The sequence below is a fragment of the Mycolicibacter sinensis genome (assembly GCF_001673565.1).
Taxonomy (GTDB): Bacteria; Actinomycetota; Actinomycetes; order Mycobacteriales; family Mycobacteriaceae; genus Mycobacterium; species Mycobacterium sinense_C.
Genome location: NZ_LZMF01000034.1, coordinates 1 through 25,910, shown reverse-complemented (window position 1 = coordinate 25,910; position 25,910 = coordinate 1). Strand labels below are relative to the sequence as shown.

At 70.2% G+C, this 25,910-nt stretch carries 28 protein-coding genes and 1 tRNA gene; 7 read left to right on the top strand and 22 right to left on the bottom strand.

Going from position 1 to position 25,910, the window contains the following annotated elements; translation table 11 throughout:
* The first annotated feature begins 75 nt into the window (after positions 1-75).
* Positions 76-942: a PAC2 family protein gene (locus tag A5648_RS05645; protein WP_065023596.1), complete on the top strand. Its 867-nt coding sequence runs from the start codon at positions 76-78 to the stop codon at positions 940-942.
* A gap of 66 nt (positions 943-1,008) precedes the next feature.
* Here A5648_RS05645 and A5648_RS05640 read toward each other — a convergent pair whose 3' ends face one another.
* Genes A5648_RS05640 through A5648_RS05605 form a run of 8 tightly spaced genes read right to left on the bottom strand, consistent with a single transcriptional unit; the run spans position 1,009 to position 7,321 of the window.
* Positions 1,009-1,887, bottom strand: coding sequence for an SDR family oxidoreductase (locus A5648_RS05640; RefSeq protein WP_065023595.1), 879 nt, complete (start codon positions 1,885-1,887; stop codon positions 1,009-1,011).
* 40 nt (positions 1,888-1,927) lie between these two features.
* Positions 1,928-3,163 (bottom strand): cysteine--1-D-myo-inosityl 2-amino-2-deoxy-alpha-D-glucopyranoside ligase, encoded by a 1,236-nt coding sequence (gene mshC, locus A5648_RS05635; protein WP_065023594.1) that lies wholly within the window; start codon positions 3,161-3,163, stop codon positions 1,928-1,930.
* Positions 3,164-3,187: 24 nt separating this feature from the next.
* Complete coding sequence (locus A5648_RS05630; protein WP_082966333.1) at positions 3,188-3,961, bottom strand: 3'(2'),5'-bisphosphate nucleotidase CysQ; 774 nt, start codon at positions 3,959-3,961, stop codon at positions 3,188-3,190.
* A gap of 46 nt (positions 3,962-4,007) precedes the next feature.
* On the bottom strand, positions 4,008-4,805 hold the full coding sequence (locus A5648_RS05625) for an SCO1664 family protein (protein WP_065023592.1): 798 nt from the start codon (positions 4,803-4,805) through the stop codon (positions 4,008-4,010).
* Positions 4,789-5,382, bottom strand: a complete 594-nt coding sequence (locus A5648_RS05620; RefSeq protein ID WP_065023591.1) for a DUF3090 domain-containing protein — start codon at positions 5,380-5,382, stop codon at positions 4,789-4,791. The genes A5648_RS05625 and A5648_RS05620 overlap by 17 nt, the downstream gene beginning before the upstream one ends.
* 50 nt (positions 5,383-5,432) lie before the next feature.
* Positions 5,433-6,119, bottom strand: coding sequence for a histidine phosphatase family protein (locus A5648_RS05615; RefSeq protein ID WP_065023590.1), 687 nt, complete (start codon positions 6,117-6,119; stop codon positions 5,433-5,435).
* The gene (locus A5648_RS05610) at positions 6,116-6,970 is read right to left on the bottom strand and encodes an undecaprenyl-diphosphate phosphatase (RefSeq protein ID WP_065023629.1); all 855 of its coding nucleotides are present in this window, start codon (positions 6,968-6,970) and stop codon (positions 6,116-6,118) included. Before A5648_RS05610 ends, A5648_RS05615 begins: the two co-directional genes overlap by 4 nt.
* 57 nt (positions 6,971-7,027) lie before the next feature.
* Entirely contained in the window at positions 7,028-7,321 is a 294-nt protein-coding gene (locus tag A5648_RS05605) for a hypothetical protein (RefSeq protein WP_064855941.1), read from the bottom strand.
* Between the two features lie 119 nt (positions 7,322-7,440).
* On the opposite strand from A5648_RS05605, the gene A5648_RS05600 reads away from it, so the two are divergent.
* Genes A5648_RS05600 through A5648_RS05590 form a run of 3 tightly spaced genes read left to right on the top strand, consistent with a single transcriptional unit; the run spans position 7,441 to position 9,801 of the window.
* Positions 7,441-8,466, top strand: a complete 1,026-nt coding sequence (locus tag A5648_RS05600) for a YncE family protein (RefSeq protein ID WP_428844310.1) — start codon at positions 7,441-7,443, stop codon at positions 8,464-8,466.
* Positions 8,463-8,729, top strand: coding sequence for a DUF5703 family protein (locus tag A5648_RS05595; protein WP_064855942.1), 267 nt, complete (start codon positions 8,463-8,465; stop codon positions 8,727-8,729). Before A5648_RS05600 ends, A5648_RS05595 begins: the two co-directional genes overlap by 4 nt.
* Positions 8,730-8,733: 4 nt before the next feature.
* On the top strand, positions 8,734-9,801 hold the full coding sequence (locus tag A5648_RS05590) for a quinone-dependent dihydroorotate dehydrogenase (RefSeq protein ID WP_065023589.1): 1,068 nt from the start codon (positions 8,734-8,736) through the stop codon (positions 9,799-9,801).
* A 71-nt stretch (positions 9,802-9,872) separates the two neighbouring features.
* On the opposite strand, the gene A5648_RS05585 is transcribed toward A5648_RS05590, so the two are convergent.
* Positions 9,873-10,403, bottom strand: a complete 531-nt coding sequence (locus tag A5648_RS05585; protein WP_065023588.1) for a YbhB/YbcL family Raf kinase inhibitor-like protein — start codon at positions 10,401-10,403, stop codon at positions 9,873-9,875.
* 21 nt (positions 10,404-10,424) lie between these two features.
* Positions 10,425-11,777 carry a M20/M25/M40 family metallo-hydrolase gene (locus tag A5648_RS05580; RefSeq protein ID WP_207511604.1) on the bottom strand — a complete coding sequence of 451 codons (1,353 nt, stop codon included), beginning with the start codon at positions 11,775-11,777 and terminating at the stop codon, positions 10,425-10,427.
* 95 nt (positions 11,778-11,872) lie between these two features.
* On the opposite strand from A5648_RS05580, the gene A5648_RS05575 reads away from it, so the two are divergent.
* Both A5648_RS05575 and A5648_RS05570 read left to right on the top strand, forming a co-directional pair.
* A tRNA-Leu gene (locus tag A5648_RS05575) sits at positions 11,873-11,958 on the top strand.
* 181 nt (positions 11,959-12,139) lie between these two features.
* A complete protein-coding gene (locus A5648_RS05570; RefSeq protein WP_065023586.1) occupies positions 12,140-12,823 on the top strand; it encodes a phosphoribosyltransferase in 684 nt (227 codons plus the stop codon).
* Here the strand turns inward: A5648_RS05570 and A5648_RS05565 are convergent, their stop codons facing one another.
* Both A5648_RS05565 and wag31 read right to left on the bottom strand, forming a co-directional pair.
* The gene (locus tag A5648_RS05565; protein WP_065023627.1) at positions 12,824-13,183 is read right to left on the bottom strand and encodes a hypothetical protein; all 360 of its coding nucleotides are present in this window, start codon (positions 13,181-13,183) and stop codon (positions 12,824-12,826) included.
* 63 nt (positions 13,184-13,246) lie between these two features.
* Positions 13,247-14,044 (bottom strand): DivIVA-like cell division protein Wag31, encoded by a 798-nt coding sequence (wag31, locus tag A5648_RS05560; protein WP_065023585.1) that lies wholly within the window; start codon positions 14,042-14,044, stop codon positions 13,247-13,249.
* A gap of 356 nt (positions 14,045-14,400) precedes the next feature.
* Between wag31 and A5648_RS05555 the strand changes: the two genes are divergently transcribed.
* Positions 14,401-15,201, top strand: a complete 801-nt coding sequence (locus tag A5648_RS05555; protein ID WP_065023584.1) for a DUF2249 domain-containing protein — start codon at positions 14,401-14,403, stop codon at positions 15,199-15,201.
* Positions 15,202-15,231: 30 nt separating this feature from the next.
* Here the strand turns inward: A5648_RS05555 and A5648_RS05550 are convergent, their stop codons facing one another.
* The 10 genes from A5648_RS05550 to mraY all read right to left on the bottom strand — a co-directional run.
* On the bottom strand, positions 15,232-15,522 hold the full coding sequence (locus A5648_RS05550; protein WP_019735026.1) for a YggT family protein: 291 nt from the start codon (positions 15,520-15,522) through the stop codon (positions 15,232-15,234).
* Between the two features lie 72 nt (positions 15,523-15,594).
* Positions 15,595-16,242, bottom strand: coding sequence for a cell division protein SepF (locus tag A5648_RS05545; protein ID WP_064855949.1), 648 nt, complete (start codon positions 16,240-16,242; stop codon positions 15,595-15,597).
* 118 nt (positions 16,243-16,360) lie between these two features.
* Positions 16,361-17,068, bottom strand: coding sequence for a peptidoglycan editing factor PgeF (gene pgeF / locus A5648_RS05540; RefSeq protein WP_065023583.1), 708 nt, complete (start codon positions 17,066-17,068; stop codon positions 16,361-16,363).
* A gap of 12 nt (positions 17,069-17,080) precedes the next feature.
* Positions 17,081-18,247, bottom strand: a complete 1,167-nt coding sequence (ftsZ, locus tag A5648_RS05535) for a cell division protein FtsZ (RefSeq protein ID WP_065023582.1) — start codon at positions 18,245-18,247, stop codon at positions 17,081-17,083.
* 249 nt (positions 18,248-18,496) lie between these two features.
* A complete protein-coding gene (locus A5648_RS05530; protein WP_082966328.1) occupies positions 18,497-19,474 on the bottom strand; it encodes a cell division protein FtsQ/DivIB in 978 nt (325 codons plus the stop codon).
* Positions 19,471-20,955: a UDP-N-acetylmuramate--L-alanine ligase gene (gene murC / locus A5648_RS05525; protein WP_065023581.1), complete on the bottom strand. Its 1,485-nt coding sequence runs from the start codon at positions 20,953-20,955 to the stop codon at positions 19,471-19,473. The genes A5648_RS05530 and murC overlap by 4 nt, the downstream gene beginning before the upstream one ends.
* A complete protein-coding gene (gene murG, locus A5648_RS05520) occupies positions 20,952-22,001 on the bottom strand; it encodes an undecaprenyldiphospho-muramoylpentapeptide beta-N-acetylglucosaminyltransferase (protein ID WP_428844309.1) in 1,050 nt (349 codons plus the stop codon). The genes murC and murG overlap by 4 nt, the downstream gene beginning before the upstream one ends.
* Before the next feature lie 94 nt (positions 22,002-22,095).
* Positions 22,096-23,601: a putative lipid II flippase FtsW gene (gene ftsW, locus A5648_RS05515; protein ID WP_082966332.1), complete on the bottom strand. Its 1,506-nt coding sequence runs from the start codon at positions 23,599-23,601 to the stop codon at positions 22,096-22,098.
* A 5-nt stretch (positions 23,602-23,606) separates the two neighbouring features.
* On the bottom strand, positions 23,607-25,130 hold the full coding sequence (gene murD / locus A5648_RS05510; protein ID WP_065023578.1) for a UDP-N-acetylmuramoyl-L-alanine--D-glutamate ligase: 1,524 nt from the start codon (positions 25,128-25,130) through the stop codon (positions 23,607-23,609).
* A 1-nt stretch (position 25,131) separates the two neighbouring features.
* Positions 25,132-25,910: phospho-N-acetylmuramoyl-pentapeptide-transferase (gene mraY / locus A5648_RS05505; RefSeq protein ID WP_065023577.1), on the bottom strand; the 779-nt coding region annotated here is incomplete at its 5' end.

Sequence of the window (25,910 nt, the reverse complement as noted above, 5' to 3'; positions counted from 1 at the left end):
ACGCCCCGATGAACAAGGCGACTCAGCCGGTGGGAGTAGAGCCCGTGATCAGTGCGCACGCCGTAGGCTGACTTTGTGACCCGACCGGATGACGGCACTGCGTTTCCCGAGCTGCACGACACCATTGTGGTGGCCGCATTCGAGGGCTGGAACGACGCCGGCGATGCCGCCAGCGACGCGGTGCAGCACCTGAACGACATCTGGGAGGCCCGGCTCATCGTCGATATCGACGACGAGGCGTACTACGACTATCAGGTCAACAGGCCCGTGATCCGCCAGCTCGACGGCGTCACCCGCGAGCTGGTGTGGCCGTCGATGCGCGTTTCGCACTGCCGGCCGCCGGGCAGCGACCGCGACATCGTGCTGATGCACGGCGTGGAACCGAACATGCGCTGGCGGACGTTCTGCGCCGAGCTGCTGGCGGTCATCGAGCAACTCGACGTCGACACCGTGGTGATCCTCGGGGCGTTGCTGGCCGACACCCCGCACACCCGCCCGGTGCCGGTGTCGGGGGCGGCGTACTCGGCGGAGTCGGCCACCCGCTTCGGGCTGACCGAGACCCGCTATGAGGGTCCGACCGGGATCACCGGGGTATTCCAGGACGCCTGCGTGGCGGCCGGGATTCCGGCGGTGACGTTCTGGGCGGCGGTGCCGCACTACGTCTCGCAGCCGCCCAATCCCAAGGCGACCGTCGCGCTGCTGCGCCGCGTGGAGGACGCCCTGGACGTCGAGGTGCCACTGGGCGATCTGCCGGCCCAAGCCGAGGAGTGGGAGCTGGCGGTCACCGAGATGGCCAGCGAGGACGACGAGATCGCCGACTACGTGGCCTCGCTGGAGGAACGCGGCGACGCCGAGGTCGACATGACCGAGGCGCTGAACAAGATCGACGGCGACGCGCTGGCCGCGGAGTTCGAGCGCTATCTGCGCCGGCGCCGACGCTGAACCGCCGGGCTCATGCGGCGGTCCCAGCTTCGCCTCTCCTACGTCGAGCCTCGCTGAACCGCCGGGCTACTTTTCCTTTTCCCTGGCCTCGTTGTACGCGCTGGTGGAGCGCCCCAGGGCGGCGACTTCGGCGTCCATCCGCGGCACGATGGTGGCAGCGCCCTTGATGAAGGGGGCTTCCACCGGCCGCAGCGTCAACACCGGCTTGAGCCAGCGCAACACCCCCACCCAGCCCGGGCAGTAGACGCGGCGACGACGGCCCTCGATGCCCGCGACGAAGGCGTCGACACACTTGTCGACGGTGGTGGTCTTGTTCAGCGGCCACGGCAGTTTGGCCAGCATCTCGTCGAAGGCCCCCAGATCGGCCTTGGTATCGCGAACCAAGGGGGTGTCGATCCAGCCCATGTGCGCCGAACCGACCTCGACGCCCTGGTAGGCGACCTCCTGGCGCAGCGCACTGGCGAAGTGCTCGACCCCGGCCTTGGCCACGTCGTAGGACGCCATCCCGGCCAGCGGGGTGAACGCCGCCAGCGAGGACACGATCAGCACGTACCCGCGACGCTCGATGACCGACGGCAGTGCGGCGCGCACGGTGTTGAACACCCCGACCACGTCGACGTCGATAACCCGTTTGAACGTCTCGGGATCGACATTCAGCACCGACCCGTAGCTGGCGATGCCGGCGTTGGCCACCACGGTGTCGATGCCGCCGAAACGCTGCACGGCCTGTGCGGCCACCGACTGCATTTCGCCCAGATCCCGCACATCGGCGACCGCGGTCAGCACCCGGTCACCGAGATCATCGGCCAGCTTGTCCAGGGCCGCCCCATCTAGGTCGGTCACCACCACAGAGGCGCCCTGGGCGTGCAGCCGGCGGGCCAGCTGCTCGCCGATACCGTGCGCGCCGCCGGTAATGAAGATGACTTGGGAGTGAATCGAAACCATGCGGCCAAACTACCCGCGGCGCGACTCGGGACTACAGCGCCTAGAGGGATATGCCCAGCAGGGCGTCGACCGCGGTGGCCACCAGGGCGGGCGCGGCGGTGTCGTGACCGCCGTACTCCAGCGCGTCGGTCGCCCAACCATCTACTGCCGCAAGCGCTTTGACGGTGTCCAGGTCATCGGCCAAGTATCGGCGCAGTCGCCCGACGACGTCGCCGGCGTCCGGGCCGGCGGGCAGCGCGGTCGCCGCACGCCAGCGCTCCAGCCGGGCTCGGGCGTCCTGCAGCGTCGCTTCGTCCCAGAACCGGTCGCTGCGGTAGTGGCCGGCCAGCAGGCCCAGCCGGATCGCCGCCGGCTCCACGCCCTGGGCGCGCAACTTCGACACCAGCACCAGGTTGCCGCGGCTCTTGGACATCTTGTGCCCGTCCCAGCCGATCATCCCGGCGTGCACGTAGTGCCGGGCGAATCGGCGCTCCCCGGTGAGGGATTCGCCGTGGGCGGCGGAGAACTCGTGGTGCGGAAAGATCAGGTCGGATCCGCCGCCCTGGATGTCGAGGCCGGTGCCGATGCGACTCAGGGCGATCGCGGTGCACTCGACGTGCCAGCCGGGGCGTCCGGCGCCGAACGGCGCGGGCCAGCTGGGTTCGCCCGGCCGGGCGGCACGCCACAGCAGGGCGTCCAGCGGGTCGGTCTTGCCGTCGCGGTCGGGGTCGCCGCCGCGCTCGCCGAACAACTCCAGCATGGTGGCGCGGTCCAGGCCGGATTCGTAGCCGAACTGATCGGTGGCGTCGGCGCGGAAGTAGACGTCCGGGTGCTCGCCCTCGACGATGTAGGCCGATCCGGCGGCCAAGAATTTCTCGACTACCTCGACTACCTCTTCGATGGCCTCGGTGGCCGCCACGTAGTGCTGCGGGGGCAGCACGCGCAGCGCGGCCATGTCGGCGGCGAACAGCTCCACCTGGCTGGCCGCCAGACTCTCCCAGTTCACGCCGTCGCGGTCGGCGCGCTCGAGCAGCGGATCGTCGACGTCGGTGATGTTCTGCACGTAGTTCACCTGATGGCCCGCATCCAGCCAGAGCCGATGAATCAGGTCGAACACCAGGTAGGTGGCGGCGTGGCCGAGATGGGTGGCGTCGTACGGGGTGATGCCGCAGACGTACATGGTGGCCGTCGGGCCCGGCGACACCGGGCGGACCTGCCGGTCGGCGGTGTCATACAGGCGCAGCGCCGGGCCGCGCCCGGGCAGGGCCGGAACAGCCGGCGCGGACCACGATTGCATGCCCTCGACTGTAAAGCCCGCTCTCTACAGGACTGTCCGCCGCATCGCGTCCAGCAGCACGGGCGCCACCTCGGGCCGGCACATCAGCAGGTCGGGCAGGTAGGGGTCGGGGCGGTTGTAGCGCAGCGGCGACCCGTCCAGCCGGGTGGCGTGCAGGCCGGCCGCCTGCACCACGCCGGCCGGGGCCGCCGAATCCCACTCCCACTGCCCGCCGGCGTGCAGGTAGGCATCCACGTCACCGCGCACCACGGCCATCGCCTTGGCGCCCGCCGAACCCATCAGCACCGGCTCGACCGGCAGAACCGCCCGGATCAGGCGCACCACCGCGGGCATCCGGGTGGCGCTGACCGCGACCCGGATCGGGATCGGGGTGCCGGCCGGCTCGGCGCCCGAGGTGACCGTGTCGGTGCGGAAGACGACGTTGCCGTGCGCCGGCAGCGAGACCGCGGCGTCGGTGATGGCACCCGGGCCGGCGCCGTCGCGCTGCCACAGCGCGATGTGCACCGCCCAGTCGTCGCGTCCGGGCGTGGTGAACTCGCGGGTGCCGTCGAGCGGGTCGATGATCCAGACCCGGTCGGCGTGCAGCCGGGCCAGATCGTCGGGGGATTCCTCGCTGAGCACGGCGTCGTCGGGGCGTTCCTCCCGCAGCCGGTCGAGGATCAAGCGGTTGGCGCGCGCGTCCCCGGCGTCGCCGAGGCGCCACGGGTGGCCGAATCCCACCTCGTCGCGAACTTCGAGCAACAGCTTTCCGGCCTCGACTGCCAGTTCGGCGGCCAGCGCCGCGTCGGTCAGCGTCACGTGGAAAGTATCCCCGACCACGCCGGGGCGGCCGCTGCCGAGCCGATCAGAACGCCGGCCACGGTATGGGCCGATCACTGTTCGGGCCGGGCATTACCGGGTGCTCCAGCAGGTCTGCCACCCGGCCGCGCAGCGCAGCGATCTCGGCGAAGGTCAGATGCGGCTCCAGGGACGCCGCCAGCGGGCCGTCCAACGCCTCGGCCAGCGCGGAGACCGCCTGCAGCGTCTCGTCGTCGACCGGTTTGCCGGCCCAGCCCCACAGCACGGTGCGCAACTTGTCGTGGGTGTGCAGGCCCACCCCGTGGTCCACGCCGTAGACGACGCCGTCGGTGCCGCACAAGATGTGCCCGCCCTTGCGGTCGGCGTTGTTGATCACCACGTCGAAGACCGCGATGCGGCGCAGCCTGGTGTCGTCGGCGTGCACCAGCACGACCGGGTCGCCGGCGTAGTCGTAGGCCCGCAGTACCGACAGGTAGCCGGCCGGGATCTTGCCGACCGGGATCAGGTCGACCAGGCCCGGCGTGGGCTCCGGATCGGGTTGGTCCACCCACAGCTGCGCCATTCCCGGCCCGGCCGGGCCATCCCGAATAATGGTGTAGGGCACCAGGTTCCAACCCAGCTCCACCGAGATCAGGTGTGCGGCGAGCTCGCGACCGGCCAGGGTGCCGTCGGGGAAATCCCACAGCGGCTGCTCGCCGGCGATCGGCTTGTACACGCAGTGGACGCGGTGCTCCCCCAGCGTCGCCTCGCACAGGAAGGTGGCATTGCTCGCCGAGCGGATGCGGCCCAGGATCTCCAACTCCCCGGAGCGCAACGCCTCCCGACCGTCAGAGCTCGGCGTCATCGGGCTCATCGTCGGGCCCGAAAGCGCCCCGCCGATAGCCGTTGGTGCGGACGCAGATGTGACCGGCCGGATCCAGCGGTTCGTCGCACAGCGGGCAGGGCGGGCGGCCCGCCGAAATGACCCGGTTGGAGCGGGTGGCGAATTGCCGCGCCGACTCCGGCGTCAGGAACACCCGCACCGCATCCGGGCCCTCCTCGGTGTCGTCGAGCACCACCGAGGCATCGAATTCGGTATCGCTGACCGCGAGCAGCTCCACCACCACGGTCTGCGCCTCGGAGTCCCAACCCAGCCCCATGGTGCCGACCCGGAATTCGGCGTCCACCGGCGTCACCAGCGGGTTCAGGTCCTCGATCTCGGTGGGCTCGGGCGGTACGGGCGTACCGAAACGACGGTTGACCTCCAGCAACAGCGCACCGATCCGCTCGGCGAGCACCGCGACCTGCTGCTTTTCCAGCACCACCGAGACCACCCGCTCGTCGTGCACCGCCTGCAGGTAGAACGTGCGATTCCCGGGTTGGCCGACGGTCCCGGCCACGAAGCGGTCGGGAGTGCGGAAGACGTGGATTGCTCGGGACATGGCATCTCCAAAATACCGGCAGTCGGCAACCACACCGGGATCTGCGTGGACTAGGTGGTGGACCCGCCGACGACGGCGTCGCTCGACGAGCCGTCGGCGGGCGGCGAATCCTTGACGGCGGCGGCCAGCGAGGGCCCGGTGTGGTTGAGATGGATGACGAACGGGCGCAACGGCGTGTAGCGGATAACGCTCGCCGAGGCCGGGTCGGCGACGATGCGCTGGAACCCGTCCAAGTGGACGCCGAGTGCGTCGGCGACGACGGCCTTGATGACGTCACCATGCGTACAGGCCAGCCACAGCACATCGCCGCCGTGCTGCTCGGCCAGCTGCCGATCATGGTCGCGGACCGCGGCGACCGCCCGGGTTTGAACCTGCGCCAAGCCCTCGCCGTCGGGGAACACCGCCGCGCTGGGCTGGGCCTGCACCACCCGCCACAACGGCTCGCCGGTCAGCTCGCTCATCTTGCGCCCGGTCCAGGCCCCGTAGTCGACCTCGGCGAGCCGGTCGTCGATCACCGGTTCCAGCTCGAGCGCGGCGGCCAGCGGTTCCAGGGTGCTGCGGCAGCGCAGCAGCGGTGAGCGCACCAGCGCCTTGATCGGCAGCCCGGCGAGCCGGTCGACGAGCTGTGCGGCCTGCTCGCGACCCTTCTCGTCGAGGTCGACGCCTTCGGAACGCCCGGCCAACACGCCGGCGGTGTTGGCGGTCGAGCGGCCGTGCCGCAGCAGGATGGCGGTCATGGCTGGGCCGCCAGCACGCCGGTGGCCAACAGAACCAGGATCGTCGTTCCGGCCAGGACCCGATACCCGACGAACCAGTACATGCTGTGGGCGACCAGGAATCGCAGGAACCAAGCCACCGCCGCCCAGCCCACCGCGAAGGCGATCAGGGTGGCCACCAACAGTTGCGGCCCGCTGGCGCTCATCCCGGCACCGGCCGGGTGAAACGCGTCGGGAAGTGAGAACAACCCGGAGGCGAACACCGCCGGAATGGCCAGCAGGAACCCGAAGCGGGCGGCCAGTTCCCGGTCCAGGCCGGCGAACAGCCCGGCGCTGATTGTCGCGCCGGACCGCGACACCCCGGGCACCAGTGCCAGGGTTTGCGCGGAACCCACCAGGACGGCGTCGCGCCAGGTCAGCTGTGCGGCGTGGCGAGTCTGCCGCCCGAAGTACTCGGCGGCGGCGATCACCGCCGAGAACACCACCAGTGCGGTGGCCACCACCCACAGGTTGCGGACCCCGGAGCGGATCTGGTCGGTGAACACCAGCCCCAGCACGCAGATCGGGATGGTGCCGATGATGACGTACCAGCCCATCCGGTAATCGGTTCGGCGGTCGGCGGCCAGCGGGGTCTTGGTCATCCCCGAGGCGACCCCGGACAGCCAGGCCGTGGCGATGCGCGCGATGTCCTTGGCGAAATAGACCAGCACGGCCACTTCGGTACCGAGCTGGGTCACCGCGGTGAACGAGGCTCCGGCGTCGCCGGCGAAGAACAGCCGCGACACCAACGCCAGGTGTCCCGAGGACGAGACCGGCAGAAATTCGGTGAGTCCCTGGACTACCGCCAGGACGACGACCTGGGGCCATGACATCGCCGGCTCGAGTACCGACACGACCTCAGACACGTCAAAGACCGTACCGGCCGGGGCTCAGCGGGTCAGGTCGGCTACCACGTCACGGACCGCGGCGGTCAGGCTGCGCTCGTCGGCGAGGTCGATGTCGAACATCTTCCGGCTCGCGGTGGCCACCACGTCCTCGTCGTGCGGGACCGGGCACTGCAGCTGCGGCCGGTAGATGTCGACCACCAGTGATTGCTGCTCGACGCGGAAGGAGAAGCTGCGGCCGTCGCCGACCTCACCGAACCCGCTCGCGAACGCGCCGGTCCAGATCTCCTCGATGAAGAATTCTGAACATGCCAGTTGCCAGTCTTCGGCCACAGTCATGGCCGCGAGATTACACGTAAGCGAACTTATTGTTGCCGGGACATGCTGATCGGCTGTCAGCGCCTTCCTTAGAATCGGGTTCGCCCCCCGACCGCGACGAGCCAGAAGAGCTGCCCGTGCTGAAGCACTCCCCCCGCCGGCCCTTGCCGGGCCTGCTGTTCTCGCTGCTGCTGGTGCTCAGCGCATGCTCGTCCAATCCCGTCACCGCGCCGCCGCCGACCATCCCGCCGGCACAACCTGCTGTCTCCCCCGCGGTGTCGGGGCGCCCGGCCGGTACGGTGCGGCCGCTGAGCGCCCCGGCCACCGGCGCGGTGTTCGACGTCGCCACCGGGCTGCTGGTGGTGCTGTGCCCCGGAGCCGACCCGCAGGCGCCCGCCACCGTCAATCTGATCGGCGCACCCGGCCAGCCCGCCCTGGCGCTGCCGGGCCCGGCCACCGCGGTGACCGGTGACGGCGCCGGTGTCGCCTATCTGTCCGGCCGGGGCGGCTACTTCACTGTCGACCTGACCACCCGACGCATCGAACGGGTCGCCGTCGACGATGCCGCCGAGGCCGACTTCACCGCGATCGCGCGGCGCAGCGACGGCACCCTGGTGTTGGGCACCGCCGACGGCGCGGTCCACACCCTGGCCTCCGGCGGCACCCGCACCGCCGAGCGGGCCAAGATCTTCGCCCGAGTCGACGAGCTTGTGACCCAAGGCGACACCGCCGTCGTGCTGGACCGCGGTCAGACGTCGGTGACCACCATCGGCGCCGACGGCAAGCCGCAGTACGCGCTGCGCGCCGGCCAGGGCGCGACGACGCTGGCGGCCGCGGCAGACGGACCGGTACTGGTGGCGGACACCCGCGGCGGCCAGCTGCTGGTCTACGGCGCCGACCCGCTGATCCTGCGGCAGGCCTACCCGGTGCCGCAGGCCCCCTACGGGGTGGCGGGCTCCGGGGGGTTCGCGTGGGTGTCGCAGACCGCGACGAACACCGTGGTCGGTTACGATCTGACCACCGGAATCCCCGTGGAGAAGGTTCGGTACCCGACCGTGCAGCAGCCCGACACCCTGGCCTTCGACGACACGTCGGACACCTTGTATGTGGTGTCGGGTGCCGGAGCCGGGGTGCAGGTTATCGAGCATGCGGCACGGCAACCTTGACCGCGCTGCGCTCGCATCGGCTGCCGCCGGGTTGGGACGGCGAGCTGTCCGATGAATACGAATGGATTCCGCTGCGGCTGCCGCCGGAGATCACCCGCATAGGTGCCTCGACCCGGTTGTCGATCGAGGCCGAGTATCGAGGTTGGGAGTTGACCCGGGTGCGGTTGTACACCGATGGAAGCAGGCGGGTGTTGTTGCGCCGCAAAAAGTCCCAGTTGAACGCGGTCAACGGCAACCGCTGCGTCGACCAGCCAGGGTTGTAAGCGGATGGGTTGGTACGGCGTACTGCGCCGCGCGCTTTTCCTGGTGCCCCCGGAACGCATTCACACCATCACGTTCGCCGCGTTGCGCGGCGCCACGGCGCCGTCGCCGGCCCGTCGGGTGCTGCGGCGCCGGCTGGCGCCCCATGACCCGGTGCTGGCCAGCACGGTGTTCGGGGTGCACTTCCCCGGTCCGCTCGGGCTGGCGGCCGGGTTCGACAAGGACGGTGTCGGGCTGAAGGCTTGGGGCGCATTGGGTTTCGGTTATGCCGAGGTGGGCACCGTGACGGCGGCGCCGCAGCCCGGCAATCCTGCGCCGCGGCTGTTCCGGCTGCCCGAGGACCGCGCCCTGCTCAACCGGATGGGGTTCAACAACCACGGGGCCGGCGCGCTGGCCGCCCGGCTGGCCCGGCAGCACGCCGACGTGCCGATCGGGGTCAACATCGGCAAGACCAAGATCACCCCGGCGGAGGGCGCGGTCGCTGACTACCGCGCCAGCGCCCGGCTGCTCGCGCCGCTGGCCGCCTATCTGGTGGTCAACGTCAGCTCGCCGAACACCCCGGGGCTGCGGGATCTGCAGGCGGTCGAAGCGCTGCGGCCCATCCTGGCCGCGGTGCGCGCCGAGACCACCCGGCCGGTACTGGTGAAGATCGCACCGGATTTGGCCGACGACGACCTCGACGCCGTCGCCGACCTCTGCGTGGAGCTGGGGCTGGCCGGCATCGTGGCCACCAACACCACGGTGTCCCGCGACGGCTTGGCCACCCCGGGGGTGGCCGAACTCGGGCCGGGCGGCATCTCCGGCCCACCGGTGGCCCGGCGAGCGCTCGAGGTGCTGCGTCGGCTGTACGCCCGCGTCGGTGACCGGTTGACCCTGATCAGCGTTGGCGGGATCGAGACCGCCGACGACGCCTGGGAGCGGATCACCGCCGGCGCCTCGCTGCTGCAGGGCTACACCGGGTTCATCTACGGCGGCGGCCTGTGGGCCCGCAACATCCACGACGGCCTGGCCCAGCGGTTACGTGACGGCGGGTTCGCGTCACTCTCCGAGGCCGTGGGGAGCTCGGCCAAGTAACCGCGAGCAGACGCGAAAGCCCCCAAATCGAGGCCGAAATGGGGGCTTTCACGTCTGCTCGGCGGGATTCGCTACTTCTGTTCGTAGGTGCCGACGATCACCGCACGGGCGATCGCCTGCATGAACAGGTTGAACCCCAGATAGGCGGGGCTGGCGTCCTCGGCCAGCTCCAGCTTCTCCACCTTCACCGCATGCACCGCGATGTAGTACCGGTGCGGGCCGTGGCCGGCCGGCGGCGCGGCGCCCACGTAGCGGCGCATCCCGGCGTCGTTGACCAGGGTCAGCGCATCACCGGGCAGCAGGCTGCCGTCGCCGACGCCCTCCGGCAGCTCGGTGCAGGTGGCCGGCAGGTTGGCCACCGCCCAGTGCCAGAACCCGGATGCGGTCGGCGCATCGGGGTCATAGACGGTGACCGCGAAGCTGCGGGTCTCCTCCGGGAAGCCCGACCAGCTCAGCTGCGGGCTGGCGTCCTGTCCGCCGGCGCCCATGATTCCGCTGACCTGCGCGGTGGCCAGCGGTTGGCCGTCGGTGACCGACGACGAGGTCAGCGTGAACGTCGGCAGCTTGGGCAGCGCGGCGTAGGGGTCGGGGGCGGCACTCATGGCGTGGTCCTCTCGTTTTGATCAACAGTGTGTCAGGAAGTGTTCGAGTACCCGGGTACCGAACGTCAGGGCGTCGACCGGAACGCGTTCGTCGACTCCGTGGAACAGCGCGGAGAAGTCGAGATCCGGCGGCAGGCGTAGCGGAGCGAATCCGAAGCACCGAATACCCAATTGGGCGAACGCTTTTGCGTCCGTTCCACCGGAGAGCATGTAGGGCACGGTCCGGGCGTCGGGGTCGCAGAACAGCAGCGCGGCGTTCATCGCCTCCACCAGGTCGCCGTCGAAGGTGGTCTCGACCGGCGGCAGGTTGGTGACCCATTCCCGGGTCACGGCCGGACCGATCAGTTCGTCGACCTCGGCTTCGAACGCCGCCTGGCGCCCGGGCAGCACCCGACAGTCCAGCACCGCCTCCGCCGTCGCGGGGATGACGTTGGCCTTGTAGCCGGCCTGCAGCATGGTCGGGGTGGCGGTGTCACGCAGGGTGGCGTTGACGATGCGGGCGATCGGCCCGAGCTTCTCGATCATCCCTTCCAGGTCCGGCGAGTCGACGTCGATGGCGTGGCCGGTCTCCTCGCTGACCGCGGCCAAGAACTGCTCGACGGCCTCGGTGAGCACCAGCGGGAACCGGTGTCGTCCCAGCCGCGCCACCGCCTCGGCCACGGCGGTGACGGCGTTGTCGTCGTTGACCATCGAGCCGTGCCCGGCGCGTCCGTGGGCCCGCAGCCGCATCCAGCACAGCCCCTTCTCGGCGGTCTCGATCAGATACAGCCGGCGCTCCCCGCCGTCGCGGCGCGGCACGGTCAGCGAGAAACCGCCGACCTCACCGATCGCTTCGGTGACGCCGGCGAACAGGTCCGGCCGGTTCTCGACCAGCCAGTGCGCGCCGTATTTGCCGCCGGCCTCCTCATCGGCGAGGAAGGCGAAGACCAGATCCCGCGGCGGGGTGATGCCGGCGCGGGCCAACTTCCTGGCCACCGCGATCATCATCCCGACCATGTCTTTCATGTCGACCGCGCCGCGGCCCCACACGTAGCCGTCGGTGATCGCACCGGAGAACGGGTGCACACTCCACTCGCTGGCCTCGGCGGGCACCACGTCGAGGTGGCCGTGGATCAGCAGCGCGCCGCGGCTCGGGTCGCTGCCCGCCAGGCGGGTGAAGACGTTGCCCCGGCCCGGCGCGCCGGACTCGACGTACTCGGTCTGGTAACCGGCCTCCTGGAGCTGCGCGGCCACCCACCGGGCGCACTCGGCTTCGCCCTTGGTGGTGTCCGGCTCACCGGTGTTGGTGGTGTCAAAGCGGATGAGCGCACTGACGAGATCCACTACTTCGTCGGCAGGATCAGGGCAAACCGTCACAGTTACCTTTCCTACCACTTCGCCACATCGGCCTTGATCTGACGCCGTGTGGGCTGGGTTGGGTCCGGGCAGCGGCATCCGTTAGCCTTAGCTGCCCGGCCCGAACCGGGTTGGTCCGAGTGGCGGAATGGCAGACGCGCTAGCTTGAGGTGCTAGTGCCCTATTAATGGGCGTGGGGGTTCAAGTCCCCCCTCGGACACAATCGCGATTGAGTCGCGTCAGCGGTGACGGGTGTTTGGGTTGCGGTTTTCCTAGACCAGCCCGCGAGACTGCAATCATGCAGGGAAAACTTAACTTTTTCCTGCGTGTACGCAATCTCGGCGCGGGCTACGCTCCGCGCCGGAGCCTGGGCCGCCGGGCGTCGTAGGCTCGATGGGGAGATGACTCAACCAGGCGCCTGGACCCATACGGCGGCTCGCACGTTCCGCGACCGCCACGACGCCGGCCGGTTTCTGGCCGAACAGCTGGTCGATTTCCGCCGCGCCGATAATCTGCTGGTACTGGGTCTGCCCCGCGGCGGCGTGCCGGTCGGATGGGAGGTCGCCGCCGCCTTGCAGGCGCCGCTGGATGTGTTCCTGGTCCGCAAACTCGGTGTGCCGCGGTGGCCGGAACTGGCGATGGGCGCGTTGGCCAGCGGCGGGCTGGTGGTGCTGAACGATCACGTGGTCGCCGACCTCGGTATCAGCAGCGAGGCGCTGCAGACGGTGGTCGACCGCGAGTCGGCCGAGTTGCAGCGGCGGGAACGCGCCTACCGCGGTAATCGGCCGGCCGCCGATCTGCACGGCCGGGTGGTGATCCTGGTCGACGACGGGATCGCGACCGGCGCGAGTGTGCTCGCAGCGGTCCGAGCGGTCCAGGCGGCCGAACCGGCCAGGACCGTCGTCGCAGTACCGGTCGGCCCACTCTCGGCGTGCCGCAAGATCTCCCAGGAGGCCGACGAGGTCGTATGCGCGACGATGCCCGCCGCGTTCGACGCGGTCGGACAGAGCTACATCGACTTTCGTCAGGTCACCGACGACGAAGTCCGCGACCTGCTGGCCACGCCGACCACCGTGGCCGGTTAGTTAGTCGGCCGGATGCGGCACGGGCTCGTCGGTGTTGTCCTCGACCGCCACGCCGTCGTAGTCCTCGATGGCGTCGGGGTCAACGGTTTCCGCCACCTCGGTCGTGCCGTCGTCGATGTCGTTGTCGGCGTCGATGAAGGCCTCGGAGTCGTCGGGGACTTCGGCCGCGTCCGGGACCTCTTCCGGCGCGGCCGCCGGGCTGTTTTGGCGCCGTTCCCGCAGCGCGTCCACGATCAGTAACAGCACGCCCAGCAAGCTCGCCCCGATACACACCCATGCCACCAGCGCATTACTGGTGACCACGGCGAATACCAACGCAGCAAGTCCTATTGCCGCCAATACCAGTGCGATGATCAGCATCGACTCACCTCCCACCCGACGAGCAGACTACTCGGTTCCGCCGTGCCGGTTCGGTTCCGCCGGTCAGTTGGTGCCGCGGTTGAAATGGTTGAACCCGCCGCCGTCGCTGGTCGCACTGGTGTCGACCGGTGCCGCCGAGCCGCGTTGACCCAACTCCTCGAGCTGGGATTCCAGGTAGGTCTTGAGCCGGGTGCGGTATTCGCGCTCGAAGGTGCGCAGCTGCTCGAGGCGGCCTTCCAGCACGGTGCGCTGCTGGTTGATCGTGCCCATGATCTCGGAGTGCTTGCGTTCGGCGTCGGCCTGCAGTGCATCGGCCTTCTCCTGGGCCTGGCGCAGCTGGGTCTCCGAGCGCGTCTGCGCGTCGGCCAGCATGGCGTCGGCCCGCTGGCGGGCGTCGGCGACCGTCGTCTCCGCGGTCTGCCGGGCCTCGCTGACGATCTGGTCGGCGTTGGCGCGGGCGTCGGCCATCAGCTTCTCGGACTCGGCCCGGGCGGTGCCGGTGAGCCGGTCGGCGGTGTCCTGGGCCAGGCTCAGCACCCGCGCCGCCTTGAGGGCCTGGTCTTCGGAGCTCGACTCCGGTGCGGCCGGCTGCGGCGGAGGCGGCGCCGCCGGCTCGGGGGACGGCTCGTAGACCGGGATCGCGGTGGTGGCCTGCGCACCTCCACCGGCGCGGGCAGCAGCCAGATCCTGGTCGAGCTCGCTGACCCGCTGCCGCAGGTCGGCGTTCTCCTCGATGAGCCGCGTCAGCTCGGTCTCCACCAGGTCGAGGAAGGCGTCGACCTCGTCCTCGTTGTAGCCGCGCTTCCCGATCGGCGGTTTGCTGAACGCGACGTTGTGTACGTCTGCCGGTGTTAGTGGCATCGTCTGCCCCCTTGGTCAGGTAGGTAGCACCGATCGGGCAAGGTTAGGTCGACCGGGAATACGCTAGCCGTGTTGTAACTGCCGCCCATCCTGTCACATCAGACGCTGCGCTCGGCAATGAGAATGATATTAAGAGTGAATTTCAAATTGCTGCCACAGAAATCACGTTCCGGCAAATATCGCTGGTGGGGCTCATCACTGTCCTGCCGGTGAGCCGCGCCGCGAGCACGAGTCGCCCCGCGGGGTACCGGCCCGAGCGCCGTGGTCGTATTATTCACAACACCCACCCGTAAATATTGACGGCAGGTCGCCGCAAGGCCGGCGCAGGCGATGACCGATCGGAAGGACACCCGAGGATGACAATCAATGACGTGGTCGTGGCGACCAGCGCGGCGGATTCGGCGGCGGTCGACGAGGTGCGGTCGCGCTATGCCGAGCTGCTCGGGCGCCAGGCCGCCCTCGGGGCAGCGGTGTTCGCCGCGGTCGGGACGGCCGGCCCGGGCTTCGACGACGCCCACCGCGCGGTCCAGGCCTTCATCGAGCAAGGGGTGCGCCCGCAGCTGCGGGCCGCCGTGGAGCTGATTTACCCGGCTTCGGCCGGTGTCGAACGATCGCGGCTACTGGTCGAGGGCCTGCTCGGCGAGACCCAGCTGATCGAGCAGGCCACGGCGCGCATCGCCCGCGACACCGACCGGGTGCAGATCGCCGCGCACGTCGAGGCGCTGCGCGTGCTGCTGGAGGCGCTGCTGGGCAAGGTCGCCGACCTGCTGCTGCCCGCGCTCGCCGAGGCCAGCGGAGTCGCACTGGCCGATCTGGCCGCCCAGCTGCCGGCGCTCCCGTCCGAGTTGGCCCAGCCCGGCCCGGCCGGCGGCGGCCACGGCCACGGCCACGGTCACGGCCATGGCGGGTGCGGCTGCGGCGAAGAGGACGAGGAGATGCCCGAGCTCGACGTGCGCGAGATTCCGCATGCGATCCGGCATGCGACGGTGTTCGGGGCCTTCGATGCGGTCCCGGTCGGCGGCTCGATGCTGCTGGTGGCGCCGCACGACCCGATTCCGCTGCTGCACCAGCTCGCCGAGCGCAGCGGCGGCAGGATCGCGGTCGCTTACGAGGAGCGCGGCCCGGAGGCCTGGCGGCTGCGGCTCACCCGGGTCTGAGGCCCGGCCAGGGCTGTCAGGCGGCGTCTTTCAAGCGGCGTGCTGCAGCGCCAGTTCCATCCCGACGAACGCGATCAGCAGCAGCACCATGATCGATAGGTCGATGCGCACTGCGCCGATGGTCAATTGCGGGATCAGGCGCCGCAGCAGCTTCACCGGTGGATCGGTGATGCTCATGATCAGCTCCAGGATCACCACGGTGGCGCCGCGCGGGTGCCAGTCCCGGCTGAAGGAGCGGATGAACTCGATGACGATCCGGGCGATCAGCAACAGCCAGAAAACGAACAGCGCGATACCGAGAATCGTGAAGAACAGCGCCAACAGAATGCGACCTTACTGACGAGGGTGTGCCCGCATCAGCATCGCGCTGACCGGCCCGACTGCCGTCCCAGCCTACCGATAGGCGTAGAAGCCGGTTTCGGCGATCCGACGGCGTTCCTCCGGCGACACGTCGACGTCGGCCGGCGACAGCAGGAACACCTTCGTGGCGACCTTGTCGAACGAGCCGCGCAGGGCGAAGGCGAGGCCCGCCGCGAAGTCGACCAGCCGCTTGGCGTCGGCGTTGTCCATCGACACCAGGTCCATGATCACCGGGGTGCCGTCGCGGAACCGCTCGCCGATGGTGCGGGCCTCGCTGTAGTCCTTGGGGCGCAACGTGGTGATCTTCGACAGCGGGCTGCTCTCGTCGAACATCATCGCCATCCGGCGCGGGTCCATCGCCAGGGCACCGCGGGTCGAACCGCGCAGCGAGGCGAAACGCGAGCGTTCGAAGTCGCGGGGCCGGTCGAAATCGCGGCCCCGGTACCGCGGCTCGTCCTCGTAGCCGCCCCGGTACCCGCCCGGCGCCTCGTCGTAGTCGCGGTCGTCGAACCGATCGTCGTAGCGGCCCTCGGAACGGCCCGCGACGCGGTCGAAGACGTCCGCCCGGGGTGAATAGTCGCGCGACGAGGCGCGGTCATCGCCGTCGTCGTAGTAGTCGTCGTCGTAGTCCTCCATTGGAGCCATCCCGAAGTAGGCCTTGACCTTGTGGAGTGTGCTCATCCTTGGACCCTTCTCTGATGACTGTGATGAAGGTGTGACTGAAGTGACTAATAACGGTGACGGTAACGGCCGGGAACGCCTTGGCGCGGCAACGACACGCGGACAGGCGCAACCCGTTTCATTCCAGCCACACCAGCGAGGCGAGTCGGCCGGTGCGTCCGTCGCGGCGGTGGCTGAACAGGTTCGCATCCGCCGCCGTGCAGCGCGGGTCGACATCGATCGCTTCGACGCCCAATTCCTTTAATTGCCGGGCGATTCCAGCGCGCAGGTCCAGTCCGGGCGTGCCGGCCGAGGTGCGTGTGCGACTGCCCGGCAGGGCCGCCTCGACCTCGTCGGCCATTGCGGCGGGGACCTCGTAGTGCGGCCCGCTGACCGCCGGGCCCAGCAACACGGAGATGTCGCCGGCCTGCGCACCGGCCGCGAGCATGCCCTCCAACGCCCGAGCCACCACGCCGTGCTGCGCGCCGACCCGGCCGGCGTGCACCGCGGCGACCACCCCCGCGCGCGCATCGGCCATCAGCACCGGGACGCAGTCGGCGGTCACCACCACCATCGCCAGCCGGGGCACGCTGGTGATCAGCGCGTCGGTCGCCTCCAGGGCGGTGTCGCGGGGGCCGTCGACGAACTCCACGTGATCGCCGTGCACCTGGTTCATCCACACCAGGCGATCGGGACCCAGGCCGGTGGCCTTTGCCAACCGGGATCGGTTGGCCGCCACCGCATTCGGGTCGTCGCCGACGTGGTCGCCCAGGTTGAAGCTGTCGAATGGAGCCTTCGACACCCCACCGGCCCGGGTGGTCGTCACCCGCCGGACGCGAAAGCTCACGAGGCCCGCGGGCTAGTGGCGCATGAACGGCGGGACGTCGACGTCGTCATCGTCGCAGCCGTCGTCACCGTTGCGGCCGCCGCCGACGCTGACCGTCGCACCGTTGGTGGGGGCGGGCACGCTCACCGCGTCGACCGGGTCGAACAGCGACGAGGTGACCTTGCCGGCCTGCCCGGGGGCCACCGCGTGCCGGGCCTGACCGGGCGCGCTGGTCACCGGCTTGCGGCCGGAGCCGGCCGAGTCGAAGCCGGCCGCGATCACCGTGACGCGGACCTCGTCGCCGAGCGAGTCGTCGATCACGGTGCCGAAGATGATGTTGGCCTCGGGGTGAGCGGCGTCCTGCACCAGCGAGGCCGCCTCGTTGATCTCGAACAACCCCAGGTCGCTGCCGCCGGCGACCGACATCAGCACGCCCTGGGCGCCCTCCATCGAAGCCTCCAGCAGCGGCGAGTTGATCGCGACCTCGGCGGCCTTGAGCGCCCGGCCGTCGCCGCGCGCCGACCCGATACCCATCAACGCGGTGCCCGCACCGCTCATGATGCCCTTGACGTCGGCGAAGTCGACGTTGATCAGCCCCGGGGTGGTGATCAGGTCGGTGATGCCCTGGACACCGTTGAGCAGCACCTCGTCGGCGCTGCGGAAGGCGTCCATCAGCGAGACCTGGGCGTCGCCCATCTGCAGCAACCGGTCGTTGGGGATCACGATCAGGGTGTCGCAGCTCTCCCGCAGCGTGGTGATGCCGTTCTCGGCCTGGGTGCCGCGCCGCTTGCCCTCGAAGGAGAACGGCCGGGTGACGACGCCGACGGTCAGTGCCCCCAGCTTGCGCGCGATGCTGGCCACCACCGGGGCGCCGCCGGTGCCGGTGCCGCCGCCCTCGCCGGCGGTGACGAACACCATGTCGGCGCCGCGTAGCAGCTCCTCGATCTCGTCCTTGGCGTCTTCGGCGGCCCGGCGGCCCACTTCGGGGTCGGCGCCGGCACCGAGGCCGCGGGTGGAATCCCGGCCGACGTCGAGTTTGACGTCGGCGTCGCTCATCAACAATGCCTGGGCGTCGGTGTTGATCGCGATGAACTCAACGCCCTTGAGGCCCTGCTCGATCATCCGGTTGACGGCGTTGACGCCGCCACCACCGATACCCACGACTTTGATGACGGCCAGATAGTTGTGCGGTGGGGTCATCGTTCGTCTTCCTCCCTGGTGGGATTGGATTCCTCTTGGGCCTATCTGCGGAACTCCCGGAGCTGCCGTGGTGTTACTGACCCTGGCCAAACCCTCAACCTCAACCACAGGCTTAGAGTTATGTCAAGTTGTTCCGTGCAACCGCCACAGTAGGGCCGTCGCGCCCGTCAACAGCGCAGACGCGCCGAGACACGCCGGGCGAATTTTCCTGTCAGACGGGAGGTTCCCCGTCGCGATCCGCGCCGCGCGTCAGCGCACGGTCGGCAGGTCCGGACTCGACACGTCGTAGGTGTGCCCGGGCTGGGTGAGCAACGCCGCGAGTTTCTGGGCCTTCTCCGCAGTGCGATCGGTGCTGCCCCAGACCACCACCCTGCCGTCGGTCAAGGTCAGGGTGATCGAGGCGACCGACGGGGCGGCCACCCGGCTGACCTGCCCGGCGACCTCCGGGGCCAGCGCGGTCATCACCTGCAGCGCGGCCCGGCTGGCCGGGTCCGTCGGCCCGGGGTTGTCGACGTCGAAGATCGGCAGCATCGCCGTTGGCGCCGCCGTCGCGAAGTCGACCCCGTCCCGGTCGAACAGGTGCGGGCCGTCCGGAAAGTCCTTGTACACCACCGCGACCCGCTCGATCACCGAGATGCCCAGCGCCGACGGGTACTGCCGCTGCACCCGGGCGCTGGCCACCCGCCGGATCGTGGCGACCCGCTCGGCGACACCGCCGGTGTCGACCTGCAGCAGCGGAGTGCCCAACTGCACCTTGGCGACGTCGAGCACCTCTTCGCGGGTCACCGCCGCGATGCCGGTCACCTCGATGTCGCGCACCGACATCACCGGCGTGAAGTACAGCACCAGCCCGAGCCCGACGACGACAACCACCGTGAGAAAGGTGGCCAACGCCATCTTCAGGCCCCGCACCGTGCCGCGCGGAACACCTTTGGCCGGCTCGGCCGAACCGGTGCGCAGCCGCCGCTTGGCTTCCCGGCGGGCCTGTTCGATCGCCTCGGCGCGGGCCTGGGCCTCGCGCCGCTCGGCTCGTTCCCGCCGCGCCCGCCGCCGCGGACCCTCGACTTCGGCCGGCTCCTCGGCTTCCTCGCCGGGTTCTTCGGTGCCTTCGGGGTCTTCGGGGCCTTCGGGGCCTTCGGCGACGGTGATGTCTTCGGTGTTCTCGCCCGCGCCGACCCCCACCGGGTCATCCGCTGGGACATCCGGGGTTTCAGGTGGCTCGCTCACAGCACGCCTGGGCGGCCGGGAAAGGTCCGGGCGGCCCGCGCCCGCAGCGCGGTCACGATCTCCGGGCCCAGCAGAGTCACATCGCCGGCGCCCATGGTGACGATCACGTCACCGGGACCGGCGGTCGCGGCAACCGCTTCGGGCACCGCGGCGAAATCCGGTAGATAATGCACCGGCACACTCACGTGCTCGGCGACGCTGGCCCCGCTCACGCCGGGCAACGGCTGCTCGCGCGCACCGTAGACGTCGAGCACGAATACCTCGTCGGCGCCGTCCAGCGAGTGACCGAACTCGGCGGCGAAAGCCTTTGTCCGCGAGTATAAATGCGGCTGGAACACCACCAGGCTACGGCCCATCCCGCGTTCGGACAGCAGGGCGCGCACGGCGGTCAGGGTCGCGGCGATCTCGGTGGGATGGTGGGCATAGTCGTCGAAGACCTGCACCGAATCGCCGTTGCCGGCCGAGCCCACCAGCTCAAACCTGCGCCGTACCCCGTCGAACCCGGCCAGGCCGTCGAGCACCGCATCCAGCGGCGCGCCGACTTCGATCGCGGCCAGCAGCGCCCCCAACGCGTTGAGGGCCATGTGCCGCCCGGGCACGGCCAGCCGCATCGCCGCGCGGTGGGTCGATCCGGCCAGCGCGATCTCGGCGACCGCACCCGTGCCCTGTTGCTCCCAACTCAGCAGGGACCCGGCCAGCTCTGGTCGTCCGGGGGCCTCGGTGCCGTAGCGCAGCACTCGGATGCCTTGGGCCGCAGTGCGATCAGCCAGCTCAGCGGCGCCGGGATCGTCCACGCACACCACCACTGCCCCACCGGGCGTGATGCGCTCCACGAACGAGTCGAACACCTGGGTGTAGGCCTCGGCACTGCCGAAGAAGTCGAGATGATCGGCTTCGATGTTGGTCACCACCGCGACGTTGGGGGTGTACTCCAGCAGCGAGCCGTCGCTCTCGTCGGCCTCGGCGACGAACAGCGGTCCGCTGCCGTGGTGGGCGTTGGTGCCCGCTTCAGCACCGGCAGAACCCAATTCGCCCCCGACCGCGAACGACGGGTCCAGCCCGCAGTGCTGCAACGCGACCACCAGCATCGAGGTGGTGGTGGTCTTGCCGTGGGTGCCGGTGATCATCAGCGTGGTGCGCCCGGCCATCAGCTTGGCCAGCACCGCGGGCCGCAGCACCACCGGGATGCCGCGGCGGCGGGCCTCGACGAGTTCGGGGTTGGTCTTGGGGATCGCCGCGTGGGTGGTGACCACCGTGGTGACACCGCCCGGCAACAGATCCAGGGCCGAGGCGTCGTGGCCGATCCGGACCTGCGCGCCGCGGGCCCGCAGCGCATGCGTACCGCGGGACTCCTTGGCATCCGATCCCGACACCAGGCCGCCGCGGTCCAGCAGGATGCGGGCGATGCCGGACATGCCCGCTCCCCCGATACCGACCATGTGCACCCGGCTCAGCTCCGGCGGCAGTTGTTCGGCGCTCATGCCGGGCTTCCCGACCGCCCGGCAACCGCGACCTCCAGCGCGACGGAAGCGACCCGCCGCGCCGCCTCGGGGTGCCCGGCCAGGGCGGCCGCGCTCGTCATCGCCGCCAGCCGCGCCTCGTCGACGAGCAGCCCGGCGACCGTGCCGGCCACGAATTCCGGGGTCAGCGCGGCGTCGTCGACCAGCACCCCGCCGCCGGCGTCCACCACCGGCAGCGCGTTGAGCCGCTGCTCTCCGTTGCCGATCGGCAGCGGCACATACACCGCCGGCAACCCGACCGCCGAGACCTCGGCGACCGTCATCGCCCCGGACCGGCAGATCGCCAGGTCGGCGGCCGCATACGCCAGGTCCATCCGGTCCAGATAGGGCACCGCGACATAGGGCGGATCGCCCGGGCCGGGCTCCGGCAGGTCCAGGGTGTTTTTCGGCCCGTGCGCATGCAGCACCGAAACCCCGGCCGCGGCAAGGTGTTTGGCTGCTGCGGCCACGGCCTGATTGATCGATCGGGCGCCCTGGGAGCCGCCGAACACCAGCAGCACCCGGGCGTCGTCGGGGAAGCCGAAGTGGGCGCGGGCCGCCGAGCGCAGCGCCGCCCGGTCCAGCGTGGTGATCGCTGCCCGGACCGGCACCCCGACCACCTCCGGCCGCGCCAGCCCGCAATCGGCGACGGCCGAGAGCACCCGCTGTGCGCCTCGGGCCCCGACCCGGTTGGCCAGTCCGGCGCGCGCGTTGGCTTCGTGGATGACCACCGGGACCCGGCCCCGGGCGGCCAGGTACGCCGGCAGCGCCACATAACCGCCGAATCCGATCACCACGTCGGCCTGCACGGCGCGCAGCACCGCCCGGGTCTCCCGGACCGCCCGCAGCACCCGCAGCGGCAGCCGGGCCAGATCGGCGTTGATCTTGCGGGGTAACGGCACCGGGGTGATCAGCTCCAGGTCGTAACCGCGCGCGGGCACCAGTCTGTTCTCCAGGCCGCGGATGGTGCCCAGCGCGGTGATCCGGACGCGCGTATCCAGGGCGCTCAGCGCGTCGGCGACGGCCATCGCGGGCTCGACGTGGCCGGCGGTACCCCCGCCGGCCAGGACCACCGAAATCGGCGCACCGCGGTCCGGCTTGCTGACCGAGTCGTTCACGCCCCTAATGCTGACCTTCCAATGCGCGTGCGCGCCCGCCGGTCGGACGCCGCTCGGCCGACGCCGCCCGGCGGCGTTGGCCGCCTCCATTTTGCCCTGCGCGAACCGCACCCCGACTCGCCGCCCGGTTGGACTTCTGCTGGGGCCGCCCGGTGGCACGTCGGGGTCCGGCCGGTTGCGGCCGGGAGCGCAGTCGGTCGCGCAGCGCCTCGATCCGGGTCGGGGTGTAGGGCTCCGGCAGCGGCAGCCGCAGGATCCGGTTCATCCGGTCGTCGGCGCCGGCGCGCAGCGCGGCAACGGCCTCCGGTTCGTGCCGGGCCGCGTTGGCCATGATGCCGATCATGAACAACGTTGTGGCCGTGGATGTCCCACCGGCGGAGATCAGCGGCAGCTGGATGCCCGTGACCGGCAGCAGACCGATCACGTAGCCGACGTTGATGAACGACTGGCCGATCACCCACATCGTGGTGGTGGCGGTCAGCAGCCGCAGGAACGGGTCGGCGGAGCGCCTGGCGATGCGCATGCCGGTGTAGGCGAACAACCCGAACAGTGCCAGCAGCCCGAACCCGCCGATGAAGCCGAGCTCCTCGCCGATGATGGCGAAGATGAAGTCGTTGTGCGCGTTGGGCAGATAGTTCCACTTGGCGGTGCCCTGGCCCAGTCCGTCGCCGAAGACCCCGCCGTTGGCCAGCGCGAACTTCGCCTGCCGGGCCTGGTAGCCGGCGCCTTGCAGGTCGGCATCGGGGTCCAGCCAGGACCGCACCCGGTCGGAGCGGTAGCCCTCGGTCACCGCCATGATCGCGGCGGCGACGACGATGGCGGCCAGTGAGGTGGTGAAGACCCGCAACGGCAGGCCGGCGTACCACAGCAGCGCCAGCAAGATGATGCCCAGCGAGACCGTCTGGCCCAGGTCGGGTTGGATGACGATCAGCACCAGGGCGACCCCCGCGGCAGGCACCAGCGGGACCAGCATCTCGCTCAGCGTCGCGCGCTCCATGCGCCGGGCCGCCAACAGGTGTGCACCCCAGATGGCGAAGGCGATCTTGGCCAGCTCCGAGGGCTGCATCGAGAAGCCGTAGATGACGAACCAGCCCCGCGAACCGTTGGACAGCGTGCCGATACCGGGGATCAGCACCAGCACCAGCAGCACGATGGTGAAGGCGTAGCCGGCAAAAGCCGTGCGGCGCATGAACCGTACCGGCATCCGCAGCGCCACATAACAGCCGAACAGCCCGATCACCGTCCACAGCACCTGCTTGCCGAAGATTCGCCACGCCGAACCGTCGACACCGTAGGACTCCACTCCCGATGCGGACAGCACCATGATCAACCCGAGCGTGGTCAGCAGGGCGGCGATGGCGACGATCAGGTGAAACGAGGTCATGGGCCGGCCCAGCCAGGCGCCGAAGCGGGTGCGTGGCTCGGTCTTGGCCGGCTTTTCGGCAGTCGACTCCGCGGTGGCGTCCGCGCCGTCGGCTGCGGCATCGCGCCGCCGCAGCCGGGCCAGCAGGCCGATCACACCGACCCTGCCGCGGAGCGCGCGGCGGCCGCGAACGCATCGCCCCGGGCGGCGTAGCCGGAGAACTGGTCGAAGGATGCCCCCGCCGGGGCCAGCAGCACCGTGTCGCCGGGCCGGGCCAGACTGCGGGCGGCGCTCACCACCGCCGTCATTACCCGGGCACTCAGCGACTCATCAGACCCATCAGCTACTTGCGCAACACGAGTAACTGGAGACACGGCAGTATCACCCATATCAATATCCTCGCCTGTCACAACGTGGACGACGGGGACATCCGGTGCGTGTCGTGATAACGCGTTGGCAACCTCGCCGCGATCGCGGCCGATCAGCACCGCCCCGGCCAGGTGGCCGGCGATCCTGGCGACGGTCGCGTCGACCGAGGCGCCCTTGAGCAGTCCGCCGGCCACCCAGACCACCCGCGGATAGGCCAGCACCGACGCCTCGGCCGCGTGCGGGTTGGTGGCCTTGGAATCGTCGACGTAGCTGATGCCGTCGGCGACGACGACCAGTTCGGCGCGGTGCCGGCCGACCTGGAACCCGGCCAGCGCCTCGGCGATCGCCGTCGCCGGCACCTCCACGCTGCGGGCCAATGCGGCCGCGGCCAGCGCATCCAGCGTCCCGACCGGCCCGGGCACCGGTATCGACGCCACCGGCGCAAGGACCAGATCACCGGCGCCGGCTGAGACAAAGGCCCGATCGACCAACATGTCGTCGACGACCCCGAGCTCGCCGGCTTTCGGCTCACCGAGCCGGAAGCCCGCCTTGACCGCGGCAGGGGCCGAACCCAACAGCGCAGCCGCGCGGGCGTCGTCCATGCCGACCACCGCGACCCGGCCGGCGAGCGCGCGGGCCTTGTCGGCGGTGTAGGCGGCCATGCTGCCGTGCCAGTCCAAATGGTCTTCGGCGATGTTGAGCACCACGCCGGCCTCCGGGCGCAGCGACGGCGCCCAGTGCAACTGGAAACTGGACAGTTCGACGGCCAGCAGTTCGGATTCATGCGACGGTCCCAGCTTCGGCTCTCCTCCGTCGAGCCTCGCTGAACCGCCGGCCGGCTCCCCCAGCACGTCCAGCACGGGACTGCCGATGTTGCCACACAACTGGGCGCGCCGGCCCGCCGCGCACAGCATGGCGTGCAGCATCGACGTCGTGGTGGTCTTGCCGTTGGTGCCGGTGACCACCAGCCAGCGCCGCGGTGGCCCGTAGTGGCCGGCCGCGTCCAGGCGCCACGCCAATTCGACGTCGCCCCAGATCGGTACGCCGGCGCCGGCCGCCGCGGCCAGCACCGGGGTACTCGGGCCAAACCCGGGGCTGGTGACCACCAGGGTGTAGTCGGCGATGCGCGCCGCGGCCTGCGCCGGGCTGGCCGTGGTGACGTCGGTGTACCGGCGCAGCGCGGCCGGGTCGTCGTCGCAGAGCGTGACCTCCAGTCCCAGCGGCGCCAGCGCGCCCAGCACCGCCCGGCCGGTCACCCCGGCGCCGGCGACGAGCACCCGCGCGCCGGGCTCCAGCTCGGTCAGCACCTCAACCGCCGACCGCGGTGAACCACTCGCCGTAGAACATGGAGACGCCCAGCCCACAGGCGATGGCCGTCAGCAGCCAGAATCGGATGATCACGGTGGTCTCGGCCCAGCCGGCCAACTCGAAGTGGTGATGGAACGGGGCCATCCGGAACACCCGGCGCCCGGTGCTGCGGAACGCCAGGATCTGCACCACGACCGAGGTGATCTCGGCGACGAAGAGCCCGCCGAGCACCACCGCGAGGATCTCGGTGCGGGTGGTGATCGACAGGCCGGCGATCACCCCGCCCAGCGCCAGCGACCCGGTGTCGCCCATGAAGATCTTGGCCGGTGCGGCGTTCCACCACAGGAATCCGATGCAGGCGCCCGCGGTCGCGGCGGCGATCAAGGCCAGGTCCAGCGGATCGCGGACGTTGTAGCAGCCCAGTCCGGGCGCGCTGGCGCAGGCATTGCGGTGCTGCATCACGGTGATCAGCACGTAGGCGGCGCTGACCATCGCCATGGACCCGGCGGCCAGTCCGTCCAGACCGTCGGTGAAGTTGACCGCGTTGGACCAGGCGCTGACGATCACGATGACGAACAGCACGAACACCACCGCAGGCAGTGTCACCGTGGCGATCTCACGCACATACGACAGCTGCTGAGAGCCCGGGGTCAGCCCGGCCTCGTTGCGGAACCCGAGCACCAGCAGACCGAACAGCGTCGCCGCGGTCACCTGCCCGACGGTCTTGGCGGTCTTGTTCAGGCCCAGGTTGCGCGCTCGCCGGATCTTGATCAGGTCGT

Coding starts and splice junctions, on each gene's coding strand:
- A5648_RS05640 (WP_065023595.1), bottom strand. CDS start 1,887: ATGGTTTCGATTCACTCCCAAGTCATCTTCATTACCGGCGGCGCGCAC.
- mshC (WP_065023594.1), bottom strand. CDS start 3,163: ATGCAATCGTGGTCCGCGCCGGCTGTTCCGGCCCTGCCCGGGCGCGGC.
- A5648_RS05625 (WP_065023592.1), bottom strand. CDS start 4,805: ATGACGCCGAGCTCTGACGGTCGGGAGGCGTTGCGCTCCGGGGAGTTG.
- A5648_RS05620 (WP_065023591.1), bottom strand. CDS start 5,382: ATGTCCCGAGCAATCCACGTCTTCCGCACTCCCGACCGCTTCGTGGCC.
- A5648_RS05615 (WP_065023590.1), bottom strand. CDS start 6,119: ATGACCGCCATCCTGCTGCGGCACGGCCGCTCGACCGCCAACACCGCC.
- A5648_RS05610 (WP_065023629.1), bottom strand. CDS start 6,970: ATGTCATGGCCCCAGGTCGTCGTCCTGGCGGTAGTCCAGGGACTCACC.
- A5648_RS05605 (WP_064855941.1), bottom strand. CDS start 7,321: ATGACTGTGGCCGAAGACTGGCAACTGGCATGTTCAGAATTCTTCATC.
- A5648_RS05590 (WP_065023589.1), top strand. CDS start 8,734: ATGGGTTGGTACGGCGTACTGCGCCGCGCGCTTTTCCTGGTGCCCCCG.
- A5648_RS05585 (WP_065023588.1), bottom strand. CDS start 10,403: ATGAGTGCCGCCCCCGACCCCTACGCCGCGCTGCCCAAGCTGCCGACG.
- A5648_RS05570 (WP_065023586.1), top strand. CDS start 12,140: ATGACTCAACCAGGCGCCTGGACCCATACGGCGGCTCGCACGTTCCGC.
- A5648_RS05565 (WP_065023627.1), bottom strand. CDS start 13,183: ATGCTGATCATCGCACTGGTATTGGCGGCAATAGGACTTGCTGCGTTG.
- wag31 (WP_065023585.1), bottom strand. CDS start 14,044: ATGCCACTAACACCGGCAGACGTACACAACGTCGCGTTCAGCAAACCG.
- A5648_RS05555 (WP_065023584.1), top strand. CDS start 14,401: ATGACAATCAATGACGTGGTCGTGGCGACCAGCGCGGCGGATTCGGCG.
- A5648_RS05545 (WP_064855949.1), bottom strand. CDS start 16,242: ATGAGCACACTCCACAAGGTCAAGGCCTACTTCGGGATGGCTCCAATG.
- ftsZ (WP_065023582.1), bottom strand. CDS start 18,247: ATGACCCCACCGCACAACTATCTGGCCGTCATCAAAGTCGTGGGTATC.
- murC (WP_065023581.1), bottom strand. CDS start 20,955: ATGAGCGCCGAACAACTGCCGCCGGAGCTGAGCCGGGTGCACATGGTC.
- murG (WP_428844309.1), bottom strand. CDS start 22,001: ATGGCCGTCGCCGACGCGCTGAGCGCCCTGGATACGCGCGTCCGGATC.